Here is a 16069-nt window from a genome sequence, read left to right as displayed (position 1 = left end):
AGAGGTTGCCGCCAGGTGGCGGCGCGGCACGGCGGCCCCGGACCGGCCTGGTTACCAGGCCGGTGGTCGAAGGCGCGATGCAGCGATGAATCAGTTCGACGCGGTGCGCTTGTCCGGTGTCGCGGCCATGGCCACGGCCTTGGCATCGACCGGCATGCCGGGCATGAAGATCTTCTGCACGCCGTCGACCACGACACGGTCGCCGGCAGCCAGGCCCTTGCGCACGATGCGGAGTCCATCGGCGCTGCGGCCCAGTTCCACATCGCGGCGCTGCGCCTTGCCGTCCTTGTCGACCACGTAGACGTACTTACGGTCCTGGTCGGTCAATACGGCTTTTTCGTCGACCAGCATGGCCTTGAACTGGCCGCTGCCCAGCAGCTGTACGTGCGCATACAGGCCCGGCGTGAACTGCCGCTGCGCGTTGTCCAGCACGGCACGCACGCGGATGGTGCCGGTGCTGCGGGTCACCTGGTTATCCAGGAAATCCACGCGCCCTGCATGCGGGAAGCCCTGCTCGCCGACCAGGCCGATACGCACCGGCAATTGGCCGCCGCGCTCGTCCGGACGTTCGCCGTTGCGGGCCATCTGCGAGTAGCGCAGGAAGGTGCCTTCGTCGGCATCGAAGTAGACGAACACCTTGTCCAGCGACACCAGCGTGGTCAGCACGCTGGCGCTGTCGCCGGCAGTGACCAGGTTGCCGGCGGTGACCATCGCACGCCCGGCGCGGCCATCGATCGGCGCACGCACGTGGCTCCAGTCCAGGTTGAGCTTGGCGGTGTCCACTGCGGCCTGTGCGGCCAGCAGATCGGCATCGGCCTGGTCGGCGGCGGCGCGGCGCTGCTCCCACACTTCGGTGGAAATGGCCTGCTGATCGGAGAGTTTGCGCGCACGCGCCGCTTCGCTGCGCGCCAGCGTAGCCTGGGTGCGCGCCCGCACCATCGCTGCGTTGGCGCGCGCGAATTCGGCGCGGTAGCTACGGTCGTCGATGCTGAAGAGCACATCGCCCTTTTTCACTTCCGCGCCTTCGGTGTAGTTCACCTTGTCGATGTAACCGGACACGCGCGGGCGCAGCTCGACGCTTTGCACCGCCTCGATGCGGCCGCTGAACTCGTCCCACTGGTTGATCTCCTTCATCAGCACCGGTGCGACGCTGACGCTGGGCGGCGGCGGCGCGCCGGTCTGCGCAGCACCGCCGCCGCAGGCGGCAAGCACCACCGCGAGCACGGCGCCCGTCAGAACAGTACGCATTGGAAAACGGAACGGGGTGGCGTTCGGGGTCATGGTGAGATCTCTCGAGTGGGGATGGGCAAATGCAGGCCGGCCAGCCGGTCCACCGACGGAGCGGTGGAAAGACGACGGCTGACGGTCACGATGGGTTGTGCGGGCTGGCCGGGCCCGGTAATGAGCGAGACCGCGGCGCGGCCGACATCGACGGCGCGAATCCATTCCGGGCACGCGTCCTTGGTGCGGCCCGGCGTGCACACCGGTTGTTCAACCGAGAGCAGATGCACGCGCACGCCCAGCGGTTTGGCTTCTTCATGCAGCACCTGGGCAAGCATGCGGATGGCGGCCGCGGCCACCGACATGTCGCCATGCGCCGCCCAGGCGCGCAGTGCGCACGGGCTGCCCAGCAACAGATAGCGTCCGCCGCCATCTGCTTCGGCCAGCAGCGGCAGCAGATGACGTGCCGCAGCCAGATGCGGCAGCACGTCGCGCTCCAGGCGTCGACGCAGTGCGGTCACCGGCCGGTCCAGCAGGCGCCCGGCCTTCAACGGGCTGCCCAGGCTGGCGATCACTGCGCCCAGCGGTCGCGGGCGCTGCGCCAGCTCGGTGGCCAGCGCCTGCGCCGAGGCATCATCGGCCACCGAGCCTTGCAGGGTGTCCAGCAGCGCAGCATTGCGATGCTGCGCGCGCAGCGCGTCGAGCTTGGCGGCATCGCGTCCAATCACCAGAACCGGCATGCCGGCGTCGAGCAGTGCGGTCACGATCCCGGCACCCACGTTGCCCGCGCCGCCGATCACGACGGTTTCGGATTGGACCATCCCGGTCATGGGACTTTCACTCCCGACATCGGGACAATTCCGCGCTGAACCCAACGCGCTTGCAGTCCAGTCCGCTGCGTCGGCGCACCGCCGGCCTGCCGCTTCGGCGACGCGGCAAAGCCACGCGAAACGCTGGCGCGCGGGCTTCTTGCCGGGGAAACCACCGGATCGAAGGCGCTTTCAAGGGCGCTGCGGGAGTTGGAGGACAAGCCGAAGACATCGCACAACCACATGGCCGTGCTCCTGCGTTGAAGGGATGCTGCATAAGCTAGGCCTCAAAGCAGCACTTGATTAGTCCGGATTTAGGGGAATAATCGTCCCGTAAGCGGTCTAATCCCTCCTGACCCCCGGAAGGCAGTCCCATGACACACGATCTCAACGACACCCTGATCTTCGTCAAGGTGGTCGAACAGGGCAGCTTCATCGCCGCCGCCAACGCGCTTGGCCTACCCAAGACCACCGTCAGCCGCAAGGTGCAGGAACTGGAGACCCGCCTGGGTGCGCGCCTGCTGCACCGAACCACGCGGCGCATCGGGCTGACCGAAGCAGGCTCGGTGTACCACGAACATTGCCAGCGCATCGCCCGCGAACTGGAAGAAGCCGAAAGCGCGGTCGGGCAATTGCAGTCCGGCCCACGCGGCTGGCTGCGGTTTACCGTGCCGTACTCGCTGGGCATCACCTGGATCGCGCCGTTGCTTGGCGAATTCCACGCGCAATACCCGGAAATCCAGCTGGACATGCACCTGGGCAACGAGAAGCTGGACCTGATCGGCGGCGAAGCCGACCTGGCCCTGCGCGTCGGTGCCCTGCCCGATTCCAACCTGGTCGCACGCAAGCTGGGCAGCCTGCGCACGCAGGTGTTCGCCAGCCCGTCGTATATCGAACGCTATGGCGAGCCGCTGCATCCGGACGAGCTGCAATTCCATCGCACGCTGGCGCTGCGCAAGAACCGCAACGTGCACAACAACCGATTTTTCTGGTCGCTCAGCGACGGCAGCGATGTGCGCGATTTCCCGGTCAATCCACTGATGGTGGCCAATGACCCGGCCGCGCTCAACGGTGCGGTGTTATGCGGCGAAGGGCTGTTGCTGACCGGCGATGTGATGGCCAAACCCTTCGTGCAATCGGGTCTGGTGCGCCGCGTGCTCGCTGGCTGGACCGGGCCGGAAGTGGATTTCAATGCGGTGTTTGCCGGCGGCCGCCTGGTGTCGCCGAAAGTGCGCGCGTTCGTGGATTTCCTGGTCACGCGGATGAACTTCGACGCTGACTACATGATGGCGCAGTGTCCGGCCCGTCTGGCCGCGCAAAAAGCCGACAACGATGCGAAAGTCGAGGTGGGCGCAGAAGCGGAACTGCGTGCCGAGGGCAAGCGCATCCTGGAAAACGTCACGGCGTAGCCCGCACTCAAACAGTCGCCTGACGGAGCACCCTCGTCCCCCTCGGGACAAGGTGTCCGAAGGGCGATGGGGGGACGTTGCCCGCACAAGCGAAAACGTCCTGGCTGCTACAACTCCCGAATCCCTGCAGGAGTGTCGGGGCCATCCGGCGCCGGTCCTTTTGTCGTGGCCGGCCACCATCACCGCTGTGGACCGAGTCCGCAATGCTCTCGCCTTGTTTCTTCCTGCGCGCCATGACCCATACACGGAAGGGTCCATGCCGCCCCGTGGATCCCACAAAACCGCAAAGGCTCCACACCTGCCAAAACAGCACTCGGGAGATTTATGCACCGCTCTTGATCAACAAGATACGCAGCGCAAAAAAACAGGCCGCTTTCGCGGCCTGTGTTTCGCATGCATCGTCGGCTAGTCAATCGACCCGCCACGATTCATTGCATCACCTCAACGCATGCCGGTATTGCTGGCAGCGCCTTCCGCACGCAGCGGAATCAGGCGGATTTCCACGCGTCGATTCTGCGCGCGGCCGGCGTCGGTGCTGTTGTCGGCGATCGGATAGCGCTTGCCAGCACCCATGGTTTCCATGCGCTCGCGCTGCACGCCCTGCGCGGTCAGATACTGTGCAACTGCACCGGCACGTTCTTCGGACAGGCGCTGGTTCACCGCATCGCTGCCGACGCTATCGGTATGCCCTACCACTTCCACCATGGTCTGGTTGTACTCGCGCAAGGTCGATGCCACGCCATTGAGCGCGCCATAGAACTGCGGCTTCAAGGCAGACTTGCCGAAGTCGAAGGTGATGCCGTCAGGCAGGTTCAAGGTGATGTTGTCGCCCTGGCGCTGCACGTCGATACCGGTGTTGGCGGTGCGCTCGCGCAACGCGCGTTCCTGGCGATCCTGGTACTGGCCGATGGCCGCGCCGCTGAGCGCGCCGATGCCGGCACCGACCATCGCGTGCTGACGACGCTCGGTGGCGCTATCGCCGGTGAGCAGACCCGCAGCCACACCGATCGCGGTGCCGATCAGCGCATTGCGGCCGGTACGGTTCTGTTGTTGCGTCTGGTCGCCATATTGATCGCGCTGCACATACGAGCCGCCGGTGGCGCAGGCGGACAGCGCGATGGCGCTGGCCAGGGCAACGGCGAGACTCTTGGTGGCTGCTGGGGACATGGTGTTCTCCTGTGGCCGGAACATCCGGCGCTCAATCGTGTCGGCGAGGATAAACAGACCGACGCGATTGGCGCATGATGAAACCGGCCATCGCCGCCGCGCGGATAGCCGTCCATTCAGGAAAACGTTTTCGATAATCACGCGCGAAAACAAGACCAAAACGACCTCTTCCTGCATCGCCAGATGGCCGCTTCGAAGACGCGCCCGTGGCGCGACGTCTCATCAAGAAAAGCACATCGGCACGCGCACTGACAGCGACGTTTCACTCAGCCCTTTGTCTTTGCATACGCAGCCAACGCCGCATCACGCCCTTCTGCCAGACCGATGATCGGTGTGCGCGGATACTCTGGTGCCAAGCGCGCGAGCGACAACGGATGCAGCCAGGGGGCGAAGCGTTCCTTCACCGCGAGCTTGCCGAGTTCGGGCACCCAGCGCGTGATGTACGCGGCCTGCGGATCGAATTTTTCCGCCTGCGTCACCGGGTTGAACACGCGGAAATACGGCGCGGCATCGGCACCGGTGCCGGCCACCCATTGCCAGCCCATGGTGTTGTTGGCCAGGTCCGCATCCACCAGCGTGTCCCAGAACCAGCGCGCGCCTTCGATCCAGTGCACGCGCAAGTGCTTGCACAGCAGACTGGCCACGATCATGCGCACGCGGTTGTGCATCCAGCCGGTATGCCAGAGCTGGCGCATGCCCGCATCGACGATCGGAATGCCGGTGCGGCCGCGTTGCCAGGCCTGCAGCGCAACTGGGTCGGCCTTGGCCCAGTCGAACCCTTCGAAGCGCGGATTGAGATTCTGGTTGGTGGTGTCGGGGAAGTGATGCAGCAGGTGATACGAAAAATCGCGCCAGCCCAGTTGGCGGATATAGCCATCGATCTCGGCGCCGTTGCGCGCATTGCGCTGCGCGTCCAGCATGCCGGCAATACGCCACGGTGCGATCTCGCCGAAGTGCAGGTGCGGCGACAGCTGCGAGGTACCGACGCGATCGGGACGGTCGCGGTTTTCGCGATACCCGTTGAGCGCACCGTCGCTGAAGATCTCCAGCATTTCATGCGCACCGGCCTCACCGGGCTGCCAGTGCTCCCAGAACCCGTGGTCCCAGTTCAAGCGCGGCAGCAAGGCCAGCGACTCCAGCGCAGCGGTTTTCAGCGCTGCCGGCAACGGCGGCAAGCTGCGCGGCGCAGGCACGGCGGCGGGCAACTGCAGCTGGCTCAGCGCGTTGCGCCAGAACGGGGTGAACACCTTGTACGGGCCACCTTGCTGGGTGGACAACTGCCAGGGCTCGAACAGCAGCGCAGAATTGCAGCTTTGCACCTCGATGCCGCGCTCACGCAGGCTGCGTTTGATCTGCGCATCGCGCGGTTGGGTGGCCGGTTCGTATTTGCGGTTCCAGTACACCGCCACCGCGCCGGTCTGCGCGATCACCTCATCCAGCACCTGCGCACTGTCGCCGGCACGCACGACCAGGCCGCTCCCCAGCGCACGCAGCGCGTTGTCCAGCGCCGCCAGCGAGCGATGCCGCCAGCTGCGCGACGCTGCGCCAGGGGTCCACTCGCCTTCTTCGTGCGGTGCGTCGATGTAGAGCGGAATCGGGTCATGCCCGGCATCGAGCGCGGCACGCAGGGCCGGGTTGTCCTGCAGACGCAGATCGCGACGGAACCAGACGATGGCGTAGGACATACGAACTCGGCAGCGACGATAAGGCTGCGCAGCATAAGACAGCAGGTGCAACGATGGCGCGATGCAGGGTGAGCACTCCTGGCCCCGCTAAGAGCCCTCCCGCCCCCTGTAGCGATGGCGGCAGCGCGGTTGGCCATGCCAGCCTTCGTTGACCAGTGGAGCGATATCGTGAACAACAGTGACATTGTCCGGTTCAGATCGAACTGAGTTGATCACCCCGCACCTGATCAACCGGCCGCGCAGCATGCACTGCTCGCAACCATGCACACCGACCATCTCCACTTGTCCTTGCCCGTCCACCGTCGAGGGACCTTATGCGGCATGAATGACGCAGAAGAGCTTACATGGACGTACCTGCAGCGTGCACCGCGATGGTGGGCGGGCACGGCCTCTGCAGCAGACCCGCAGATCATCCGCTCTAAAACACCGCATCCACGCCGTTCAATCACCTCTCAAGGCGACCGATCAAGGCGACCGAGAGCTGAGCTTCAACGCAATTTGGATGTTGCCACGCCGAGCGGGTCGAGGGCGCGACGCCCTCACCGCTTGCGGGACACGCCGCAAGTGCGTGCATGCAGGCTCGGTGGCGGCATCCATGCCGCCGCACGGTCGCGCAAGCGGTGAGGGCATCGCAGCTGCCAACGTGGTCGCGTACGTACGGACGCCACGACGCGGGCCGCGCCCGCTGAGCGTCGTCGCTTTTTGGAGAACCAAAACAGAACGCTTACTCGAAACTGCCGACCGAATCGTGCGCCAGGTTGTCGAAGCGGGTGTATTCGCCGAAGAATTTCAACTTGCACGAGCCGGTCGGGCCGCCGCGGTGCTTGCCGATGATGATCTCGGCCAGGCCCTTGTCCGGCGAATTTTCCTTGTTGTAGTAATCATCGCGGTAGATGAAGACGATCATGTCCGCGTCCTGCTCGATAGCGCCGGATTCGCGCAAGTCGGCCATCACCGGGCGCTTGTCGGTGCGCGTTTCCAGCGAGCGGTTGAGCTGCGACAGCGCGATCACCGGCACGTTGAGTTCCTTGGCCAGACCCTTGAGACCACGCGAGATTTCCGAGATTTCGGTCGCGCGGTTTTCGCTGTTACCCGGCACCGACATCAGCTGCAGGTAGTCGATCACGATCAGGCCCAGGTCGTGTTCGCGCTTGAGCCGGCGGCACTTGGAGCGCAGCACTTCCGGCGACACGCCCGGCGTATCGTCGATGAAGATCTTGGTTTCCTTCAGCATCTTGATCGCGCCGGTCACGCGCGCCCAATCCTCGTCTTCCAGCGCGCCGGTACGCAGACGCTGCGCATTGATGCGGCCGTTGGAGGAGATCAGACGCATCGCCAGCTGCGATGCCGACATTTCCATCGAAAACACCGCCACGCCCTTCTTGGACTTGATTGCGGCGTACTCGGCAATGTTCAGCGCAAAGGTGGTCTTGCCCATCGCCGGGCGCGCGGCCAGGATGATCAGATCGGTTGGCTGCAGGCCGGCGGTCATCGCGTCGAAGTCGGTGTAGCCGGTAGGCAGGCCGGTGATGTTGCCGCCGTTTTCGAAACGGTTGCGCAGCTCTTCGAACGCGTCCTTCAATGCGCCCGGCATCGCCACGAAATCGGTGCGTCCGCGCGCGCCGGCCTCGGCGATCTTGAATACTGCCTTTTCCGCGGCCGACAGCAACTCCACGCTCTCGCGACCTTCCGGCTGGAAACCGTCGTTGACGATGGTGGTGCCCACCTCGATCAGCTGCCGCAGCACCGCCTTGTCGCGGACGATTTCCGCATATGCGGCGATATTGGCGGCCGACGGCGTGGTGCTGGCCAGCTCGATCAGGTATGCGCCATCGCCAACCTGCTCCAGCTTGCCCTGCGATTCGAACCACTCGCCCAGGGTCACCGCATCGAAGGGGCGGTCCTTCTCGTTCAGTTCGCGGATCGCACGGTAGATCAGCCGGTGATCGCGACGGTAAAAGTCGTTTTCGGTGAGCTGGTCGTTGACCCGATCGAACGCATCCGGCGCCAGCATCAGCCCGCCGAGTACCGCCTGCTCGGCCTCGACCGAATGGGGGGGCACGCGCAGCTGGTCAATCCGCGGCTCGGGACGATCGTAATCGTCGTCGTCGCGATCGCGATTGCGCTTGGAACGGAAACCAGGACGAGCGGACATGGACAGACAAACCTGACGCGGGGAGACGAGGGCAGGAAGCATAGTCATCGACGGCGCCGACGACCATGCACAACTCTGTGGATAACTGGTGGACAGCCAGTGCATCACGCTTGTACGCGAGCACTGTCGCAGCAGCCGCGACCCCTGCCCTGCCTGGCTTTCAGACCACCGACCAAGCTTCCCGGCGAGCGTGCACCCGCCGGGACAACGCTGTGATCAACTCAGCGCTTGAGGTGCGCGACCAGGCCCACAAACGCGTCGACAAAGCCCTGCAGGAACTTGCGGCTGTCGGCATTGGCGATCTGATTGTCCGGGCCGAACAGGCCGTCCTTGTACTGCAGGAAGACCTCCGGCTGGCCGAGCACATGCATGTTCAGATACGCCAGCACGTTGCGCAGATGCTGCTGCGCGGTCGCGGTGCCGATCGCACCGACCGAGATGCCTACCACCGCTGCCGGCTTGCCGCTGAACGCGCTGTCGCCGTAAGGACGTGAGCCGGTATCGATGGCGTTCTTGAGCACGCCGGGAATCGACCGGTTGTATTCGGGGGTGACGAACAACACCGCATCGGCCGCGCGGATCTGTTGCTTCAGGCGCGTGCCCTCGGCCGGGTAGTCGCTGTCGCGGTCCTGGTTGTACAGCGGGATATCGCCGATCTCCACATACTCGAAGACGGCCTTGTCGCCGGCCAGATGCTCCAGCGCGCGCGCCAGCTGACGGTTGTAGGACTCTGCGCGCAGGCTGCCGACCAGGACGGCGATGGTGATCTTGCTCATGGGAGACGCTCCGTGGAAACCGAGCCCCACCCTACCCAGCGCGATGCTCAGAGCCGGTGAAGCGCCGTCCGGCTCCGGGCGATCGACCGCAGGCACCGGCAACCGGCGCCGTGACAGTCCGCAAGGCGCTGACGCGCCCTGCCCTGCCCGGCCCGATGTCCGAATGGCAGGTTCAAGCGTCAGCAACACCTCGGCAACGGCAGCGCGGTTTCGCACACCGCGCAGCGCTTGGCCGCCGCATCCAAGATCACCACGTTGACCTGGATCAGCGCGTGATCGCCGCGCGTTGCGCGCGCCAATGCGCCTGCCAGGCCTGAAACATCAGTACCGTCCACAGGTGCGTATGCCATTTGCGCTCGCCACCGTTGAAGTCGCGCCATAGCCCGGCCACGGTGTCGGCGGCGAACACGCCTTCGCGCTCCAGGGTGGCGTGCGCCAGCAGATCGTCGGCCCAGCCGTGCAGGTCGCCACGCAGCCATGCGCTGACCGGCGCGCCGAAGCCGCGCTTGCCGCGGTAGACCATCGGGTCGGGCAGGTAGCGGCACAGCACGCGCTTGAGCAGGTACTTGCTGACCCCGTCGCGGTACTTGAGCGAGAGCGGCAACGACCAGGCGAATTCGGCCACGCGCCAGTCCAGCAGCGGCGCGCGCGCCTCCAGGCCCACCGCCATGGTGGTGCGGTCCACCTTGCACAGCAGGTCGTCGGGCAGATAGGCGGCGAAATCGGCCAGCATCATCGCGTCGGCGGGGGTGCCGGAGCCGTGCAGCGGGTCGGCCAGGCTGTAGAAACTGTCCGGCTCGGTGGCGCCCAGCACCACCGCGGCCGGATCGCGCCAGCGCGAGATGCGGTTGCGGTAGATGTCGCCGATGCCGCGTGCGCCGGCCTCGGCCACCAGCGCGGCCAGGCCGCCGGTACGCGAGGACTCGCCGTTGCGGCGCGCCGCCAGCGCCATCAACCGCCGCAGCGGCCCCGGCACCAGCCCATGCATGCGCCAGTTGCGCAGCGCACGCTGGTACCGGCCGTAGCCGAAGAACAACTCGTCGCCACCATCGCCGGACAGCGCCACCGTCACCCCGCCACGCGCCAGCCGTGCCACCAGCGCGGTCGGCACCTGCGAGGCATCGGCGAAGGGCTCGTCGAACATGTCAGGCAAGGTCGGCACCACCGCCAGCGCGTCTGCGCCGCTGACGTAGAGCTCGGTGTGGTCGGTGTGCAGATGTGTGGCCACTTCGCGCGCCAGCGGCGCTTCGTCGTGATGCGAGCCTTCGAAGCCGATGCTGAAGGTATGCACAGGCTGGCTGCTTTGCGCCTGCATCATCGCGGTGACGATGGACGAGTCGGTGCCGCCGGACAGGAACACACCCACCGGCACATCGGCCACCATGCGCAGCGCCACCGCATCGCGCAGCACGCTATCGAGTTGCTCTTCGGCCTGCGCATCGCTGCCGGTGAACGGCGCCGCCAGCGCGCGCTGCATCGCCTCGCGCGCGTTCCAGAACGGCTGTTGCGCCTGGTCGGGGCGATGCGCGGCCGCGCCGGCCGCCACCATCTGCGCATCCAGCCGCAGCACCCGGCCAGGCATCAGCTTGAAGGTGCGCTCGTGGATGCAGGCCGGCGCCGGGATATAGCCCAGCCGCAGCAGCAAGGTCAGCGCATCGCGATCCACGCCGTTGTCGAAATCCGGGTGCTGCCACAACGCCTTGAGTTCGGAACCGAACACCAGCGTGTCGCCGGCCCAGCCGTAGTACAGCGGTTTCTTGCCGACGCGATCGCGGGCGAGATACAGGCAGTTATCGCGTTCGTCCCAGAGCGCGATGGCGAACATGCCGTTGCAGCGGCCCAGGGTGTCGTCCAGCCCCCACTCCACCACCGCCGCCAGCAGCACTTCGGTATCGGAATGCCCGCGGAAGCGATGCCCCAGCGCGGCCAGTGCAGCGCGCAGCTGCGCAAAGTTGTAGACCTCGCCGTTGTAGGCCAGCACGTAGCGGCCGTCGGCCGAGCGCATCGGCTGATGGCCCAGCGGCGACAGATCCAGAATGCTCAAGCGTTGATGCGCCAGCGCCACACCGGCCTGCGCATCGCACCAGGTGCCGGCATCGTCCGGGCCGCGATGGCGCAGGACCGCGCCCATCGGTCGCACCAGCGCATCGAGCTGCTCGCCATGCAGGCGCGGCGATGCCAGCAGCATTCCTGCCAATCCGCACATCGTCAGTGCTCCTGCGGGCGGCCGATGCCGTGCATATCGCTCATGCGCTCACCGAGGCGGACGCGGGCGCCGGCATCGCGACAAACCCGGGCAAGGCCTGCACGCGTTGCAGCCAGGCGCCGATCGCCGGCCAGCGTTCCAGATCGAAGCCGCCGTCCTCGGCGCAATGGGTGTACGCAAACAGCGCGATATCGGCGACGCCGTAATCGCTGCCGGTGAACCAGGCGTGCTGCTGCAGATGCTGCTCCATCACCGCCAGCGCCTGCTCGCCGCGCACACGCAGCTGCGGCAGTTCGGCGCGGCGCGCTGCATCGCGCGGTGTCCACAGGCTGATGAAACGCGCCACCGCCAAATACGGCTCGTGGCTGTACTGCTCGAAGAACATCCAGCTCAGCGCTTGCGCGCGTTGCCACGCATCGGTGGGCAGGTAAGGCGTGCCCTCGGCCAGCCAGAACAGGATCGCGTTGGATTCGGTAAGCACGCGGCCGTCGTCGCGTTCCACCATCGGCACCTTGCCATTGGGATTCTTGGCCAGGTAGTCCGGCGTGCGGGTCTGCCCGGCCACGCTGTCCACTTCGACCCAGTGATAGCGGCTACCCAGCTGCTCCAGCAGCAGACGCACCTTGTAGCAGTTGCCGGAACTGGACATGCCATGCACGGTCAACGGGGGACGCACGGTCGACATCAAGCTGGCTCCGCGGCAACGACGAGGGGCTGGCAGTGTCACAGCCCTGTGCGCCTTTGCAAAGCCCTTGCATGCATCTCAGCTGCCTGCCGCCATCGTTGCCATCGCCAGCGGCATTGCGGCGATGGCCCATCTCAGGCTGTCGCCACGAGCGCCACCGGCACGCCCAGCACCGCGATGACCACACCCAGCAGCGACAGCGTCAAGGCCCAGGCGCCGAAGGCGCGCGTGCGCCCGCATCCGGCGGCACCGGCAACGGCCTGAACCGAGCACACCGACCACCACAGGCTGCCCAGCAGCAACAGCAGCACGCACGTCGACAACTGCGCCATGCCGGCCGGATCGCTGGCACCGCTCTGCAGCAGGGCCGGCCTGCCCTTGAGCGCGACCAGCCCGGCGAGCACGCACACCAGCCATGGCAAGACGCTGCCCGCCATCGCCGGCAGCAGCCGCTCGAGCTGCGCTGCGCTGTCCATCCAGCGCAACAGCTGTTTGAGCAGCACGCAGCCCAGCACCAGCAGCGCTCCCACGGCCAGCGCACCGGCCAGTTGCATCCACCATGGCAAGGCCTGCAGCCACATCCACGCCGACAACAGCGTGGTCACCGCAAACACCGCCCAGGCGCTGCGGCGCAAACCGCTCTGCTGCGGCATGCGCTGCACCGTGCCGTGCGGGTCGAACAGCAGCCCGCCCAGGCCGCCGCCACGCCACCAGGCCAGGCAACCCAGCACAAGCACGATCAATGCCAGCAATCCGATTAGTGGGTAGCTCAGCGCCCGCCAATCGGTCGGCTGCTTGCGCCGCTGCGGCTTGAGGTCGTGATTGAAGTACAGCAGGTCGCGCGCGCGCTCCATATCGGCCGCCGCACGTGCCACCCCATTGGCGGGGATGCGGTCGGTGTAGCGCTGCCATTGCCCGATGATCTCGATACGGCCATCGCGCATCGCAATCGTGCGCGAGAAGCGAAACCAGGGGTTGGACACGATCTGCGTGTCTGCATCCACCTTGGCCGCCGGGTCGGTCTGCACGCGCACGGTCTGCCGCGCCAGCTGCGGCCCGCGCAACGCCAACGGGCTCTTGCGCGCCTCCTTGGGCAAGCTGTCCATCCAGTCGCCGAGCTGAAACAGCGGGAAGCCCACTTCGTCGCCTTCGGCCGCCGGCCATTCCAGCCGATAGGTCTCGTGCGTGCGCACATTCAATGCATCGCTAGCGTCGATGGTGGGCTCATCGACCTGTGTCAGCGCGGTGTAGTACTGCTGCATGAACTCCAGATAGCGCTCGCCCACCGTTTGCGCGCCATCGTTTTCGAAACTCGATGCCACCCGCTCGCCGCGTCCCTGCCGGTAGGTGGTGTCCACGCTGAAGGTGGCCACCCGCTGCGGTTTGCGCAGCGAAATCGCGATGTCTTCAATCACCTCGACCTGCGGCAAGGTCGGCATCGGCGCCGGTACGTCGACCAGGGCGTCCTGCCCCGCCAGGACCGGTAATCCGCGCACAAACGGCAGCGGCCGACGCTGCGCAAGCGAGCCTTCCTCGCGGTCGCGCGTGGCGTCCACCCACACATCGCCCTGCGGCAGATGCGCGCGCACCACGACATGGTCGAATGCGTAGGGGCTCGGCAGGCGCTTGTCCAGCGTGGCGCCCTTGTCGCTGTTGACCAGCACCGGCTCGGCGCGGATGCCGGCCAGCTGCAACAGCGCGATCAACAGCGTCGCCTTGTCCTTGCAGTCGCCGTAGCGGTTGCGCAATGTCACTTCCGGCGCATGCGGGGCATGCGAGTTCTCGCCCATGTCCAGGCCGACGTAACGGATCTCGCCCTGCACGAAGGCCACCGCACGCATCAGTGCGCCTTGCGCATCGTCGCTGCGCAGCCGCAGGCTCTGCCTCATGCTGGCAGCCACCTGCGCATCCTTGAATGCATCCGGGTACAACTGCGCGGCCCACGCCGCCACACGCGCCCAGTTTCCGGCAGTGGACACTTCGATCAGCCCGTACGGGTCCACATCGTCGGGAGCGCCTTTTTCCTCCTGCACGGCGGCGACGTTGCTTGCCCCGATGTTCAACAGCGCGACCCCATCGGCCTTGCCGACATTGCGGCTGAAGCCCGGCGCGCTGATGCGCCACTGCAAGGCCATGTCGGCGGGATAGCGCACACGGACCCGCCGTTCGCCCAGCGGCACGCCGTAGCGCGCATCGAAGATGTCGTAATAGCCCTTGCCGAACACCGGATTGCTGCCGGTGATGGTCACGCCGTAATCGACCCGGTCGCCCACGCGCAGATCCGGCAAGGTGATCGACAGCGTCAGCGCGCCATCGATCAAACCGTCTTCCAGCCCGCTTTCGCGGCGCAGCTTGGCGTAATGCGCACGGCTGCGCATGTCGATGCGCTGACCCGCGCGCCAGACGTCCAGGCTGTTGAGCTGCAATGTCTGATACTGCGGCTGGTAATCGATGGAGATCTGCCCGGCCTCATCCAGGCTCTTGGCGCGCTGTATCGTATAGCTCAACCGGCGGTACGCGCGCACCGCCGGGCCGGTGAGATCGACCTGATCGGACACCAGCTCATAGCGCAGCCCGCTCGCACCCGGCACGCTGTCGGGCACCGCATCGGCCACCACCCATGCCGGTGCCGGCGCCATGCTAGGCGCCTCGTTCGCTTGCGCCGGTATCGCGATTGCGGCAATCGCGCAGATTCCGCACATCGTCCAGAAGACGCCTCTCAGGCGTCGCACCACATCCTTGCCGATCAACACCCACTCCTCGTCAAAACGCGTTGAGCCCCGTCAGCGCACGTCCCACCACCAGCTGGTGCACGGTTTCGGTGCCCTCGTAGGTAATCACCGATTCCAGGTTGAGCGCATGCCGGATCGCCACATGTTCGGTGGTGATGCCGGCCGCCCCCAGAAGGTCGCGGCACTCGCGCGCCACGTCCAGCGCCATGCGGCAATTATTCCACTTTGCCAGCGAGATCTGTTCCGGTCGCAGCGTCCCGGCCTCCTTCAGGCGGCCAAGCTGCAGCGCCAGCAACTGCGCGGTGGAAATCCGCCGCGCCATGTCGGCCAGCTTGATCTGCGCGCTCTGGGTGGCCGCCAGCGGCCGGCCGAACAGGATGCGTTCGCCTGCGTAGGCCAGCGCCTCGCGCAGGCAGGCCACCGCCGCGCCGATGGCACCCCAGGCGATCCCGTAACGTGCCTGGTTGAGGCAGCCCAGCGGCGCCTTCAACCCGGCCGCGTTCGGCAGGCGCATCTGCTCGGGTACGAACACGTTGTCCAGGAACAACGCCGAGGTCACCGAGGCGCGCAGGCTCATCTTGTGGGCGATGTCCTGCGCAGTGAAACCGGGGCTGGCGGTTTCCACCAGAAAACCGCACACGCCATCGTCGGTGTGCGCCCAGACGATGGCCAGGCTGGCGATGCTGCCGTTGGTGATCCACATCTTTGCGCCGTTCAGGCGCCAGCCGTCGCCATCGCGCACTGCACGCGTGGTCATCGCCGCAGGGTCCGAGCCGCCTTGCGCTTCGCTCAGGCCGAAGCAGCCGATGACGCGGCCGGCGGCCATCTCCGGCAACCAGCGCTGGCGTTGCGCGTCGCTGCCATAGGCATGGATGGGATACATGCACAGCGAGGACTGCACGCTGACGAAACTGCGCAGGCCGCTGTCGCCGCGCTCCAGTTCCTGGCAGATCAGCCCGTAGGACACCGCTCCCAGACCCGCACCGCCATCGCCGACCGGCAGGCTGGCGCCCAGCAGCCCCAGTTGCGCCAGTTCAGGCACCCACTCGCTTGGGAACCGCCCCGCATCGAAGGCATCGCCGATCGCCGGCAGTACCCGCGTATCGGTAAAACGCGCGACGGCGTCCTGCACCGCCCGTTCTTCGTCGGTCAGCAGCGCACGGACATCGAACAGATCATCGGGACGCACCGGCATGCTGATTTCCACCACTGGAGAAGCGGCGA

12 protein-coding genes are annotated in these 16069 nt (G+C 66.3%); 1 reads left to right on the top strand and 11 read right to left on the bottom strand.

What is annotated here, in order from left to right; genetic code table 11:
- Positions 1 to 90 precede the first annotated feature (90 nt).
- The 3 genes from FHY18_RS09040 to FHY18_RS09030 are packed head-to-tail and all read right to left on the bottom strand — an operon-like array spanning position 91 to position 2275.
- Complete coding sequence (locus tag FHY18_RS09040) at positions 91 to 1281, bottom strand: efflux RND transporter periplasmic adaptor subunit (protein WP_259153561.1); 1191 nt, start codon at positions 1279 to 1281, stop codon at positions 91 to 93.
- Complete coding sequence (locus FHY18_RS09035) at positions 1278 to 2051, bottom strand: SDR family NAD(P)-dependent oxidoreductase (RefSeq protein ID WP_259153560.1); 774 nt, start codon at positions 2049 to 2051, stop codon at positions 1278 to 1280. Before FHY18_RS09035 ends, FHY18_RS09040 begins: the two co-directional genes overlap by 4 nt.
- Positions 2048 to 2275 carry a hypothetical protein gene (locus FHY18_RS09030; protein ID WP_259153559.1) on the bottom strand — a complete coding sequence of 76 codons (228 nt, stop codon included), beginning with the start codon at positions 2273 to 2275 and terminating at the stop codon, positions 2048 to 2050. The genes FHY18_RS09035 and FHY18_RS09030 overlap by 4 nt, the downstream gene beginning before the upstream one ends.
- A gap of 129 nt (positions 2276 to 2404) precedes the next feature.
- Here FHY18_RS09030 and FHY18_RS09025 point away from each other — a divergent pair, with 129 nt between their 5' ends.
- Positions 2405 to 3439 carry a LysR family transcriptional regulator gene (locus tag FHY18_RS09025; protein WP_003483593.1) on the top strand — a complete coding sequence of 345 codons (1035 nt, stop codon included), beginning with the start codon at positions 2405 to 2407 and terminating at the stop codon, positions 3437 to 3439.
- A gap of 441 nt (positions 3440 to 3880) precedes the next feature.
- On the opposite strand, the gene FHY18_RS09020 is transcribed toward FHY18_RS09025, so the two are convergent.
- The 8 genes from FHY18_RS09020 to FHY18_RS08985 all read right to left on the bottom strand — a co-directional run bounded on the left by FHY18_RS09020 (position 3881) and on the right by FHY18_RS08985 (position 16052).
- On the bottom strand, positions 3881 to 4606 hold the full coding sequence (locus FHY18_RS09020; RefSeq protein ID WP_046963485.1) for an OmpA family protein: 726 nt from the start codon (positions 4604 to 4606) through the stop codon (positions 3881 to 3883).
- 266 nt (positions 4607 to 4872) lie between these two features.
- Positions 4873 to 6291, bottom strand: coding sequence for a deoxyribodipyrimidine photo-lyase (locus tag FHY18_RS09015; protein WP_259153557.1), 1419 nt, complete (start codon positions 6289 to 6291; stop codon positions 4873 to 4875).
- A 724-nt stretch (positions 6292 to 7015) separates the two neighbouring features.
- On the bottom strand, positions 7016 to 8446 hold the full coding sequence (locus tag FHY18_RS09010; protein WP_259153556.1) for a replicative DNA helicase: 1431 nt from the start codon (positions 8444 to 8446) through the stop codon (positions 7016 to 7018).
- A 221-nt stretch (positions 8447 to 8667) separates the two neighbouring features.
- Complete coding sequence (locus FHY18_RS09005) at positions 8668 to 9222, bottom strand: NAD(P)H-dependent oxidoreductase (protein WP_259153555.1); 555 nt, start codon at positions 9220 to 9222, stop codon at positions 8668 to 8670.
- A 265-nt stretch (positions 9223 to 9487) separates the two neighbouring features.
- A complete protein-coding gene (gene asnB / locus FHY18_RS09000) occupies positions 9488 to 11428 on the bottom strand; it encodes an asparagine synthase (glutamine-hydrolyzing) (protein WP_259153554.1) in 1941 nt (646 codons plus the stop codon).
- A gap of 40 nt (positions 11429 to 11468) precedes the next feature.
- The gene (locus FHY18_RS08995) at positions 11469 to 12113 is read right to left on the bottom strand and encodes a glutathione S-transferase family protein (protein WP_259153553.1); all 645 of its coding nucleotides are present in this window, start codon (positions 12111 to 12113) and stop codon (positions 11469 to 11471) included.
- Positions 12114 to 12247: 134 nt separating this feature from the next.
- Positions 12248 to 14815 (bottom strand): DUF3857 domain-containing protein, encoded by a 2568-nt coding sequence (locus FHY18_RS08990; RefSeq protein ID WP_259153993.1) that lies wholly within the window; start codon positions 14813 to 14815, stop codon positions 12248 to 12250.
- Between the two features lie 61 nt (positions 14816 to 14876).
- Positions 14877 to 16052 carry an acyl-CoA dehydrogenase family protein gene (locus tag FHY18_RS08985; RefSeq protein ID WP_259153552.1) on the bottom strand — a complete coding sequence of 392 codons (1176 nt, stop codon included), beginning with the start codon at positions 16050 to 16052 and terminating at the stop codon, positions 14877 to 14879.
- Positions 16053 to 16069 lie beyond the last annotated feature (17 nt).

The sequence above is a fragment of the Xanthomonas sp. 3793 genome, from assembly GCF_024806835.1.
GTDB classification, from domain to species: Bacteria; Pseudomonadota; Gammaproteobacteria; order Xanthomonadales; family Xanthomonadaceae; genus Xanthomonas; species Xanthomonas arboricola_F.
This window is presented reverse-complemented; position numbering and strand designations above follow the sequence as displayed.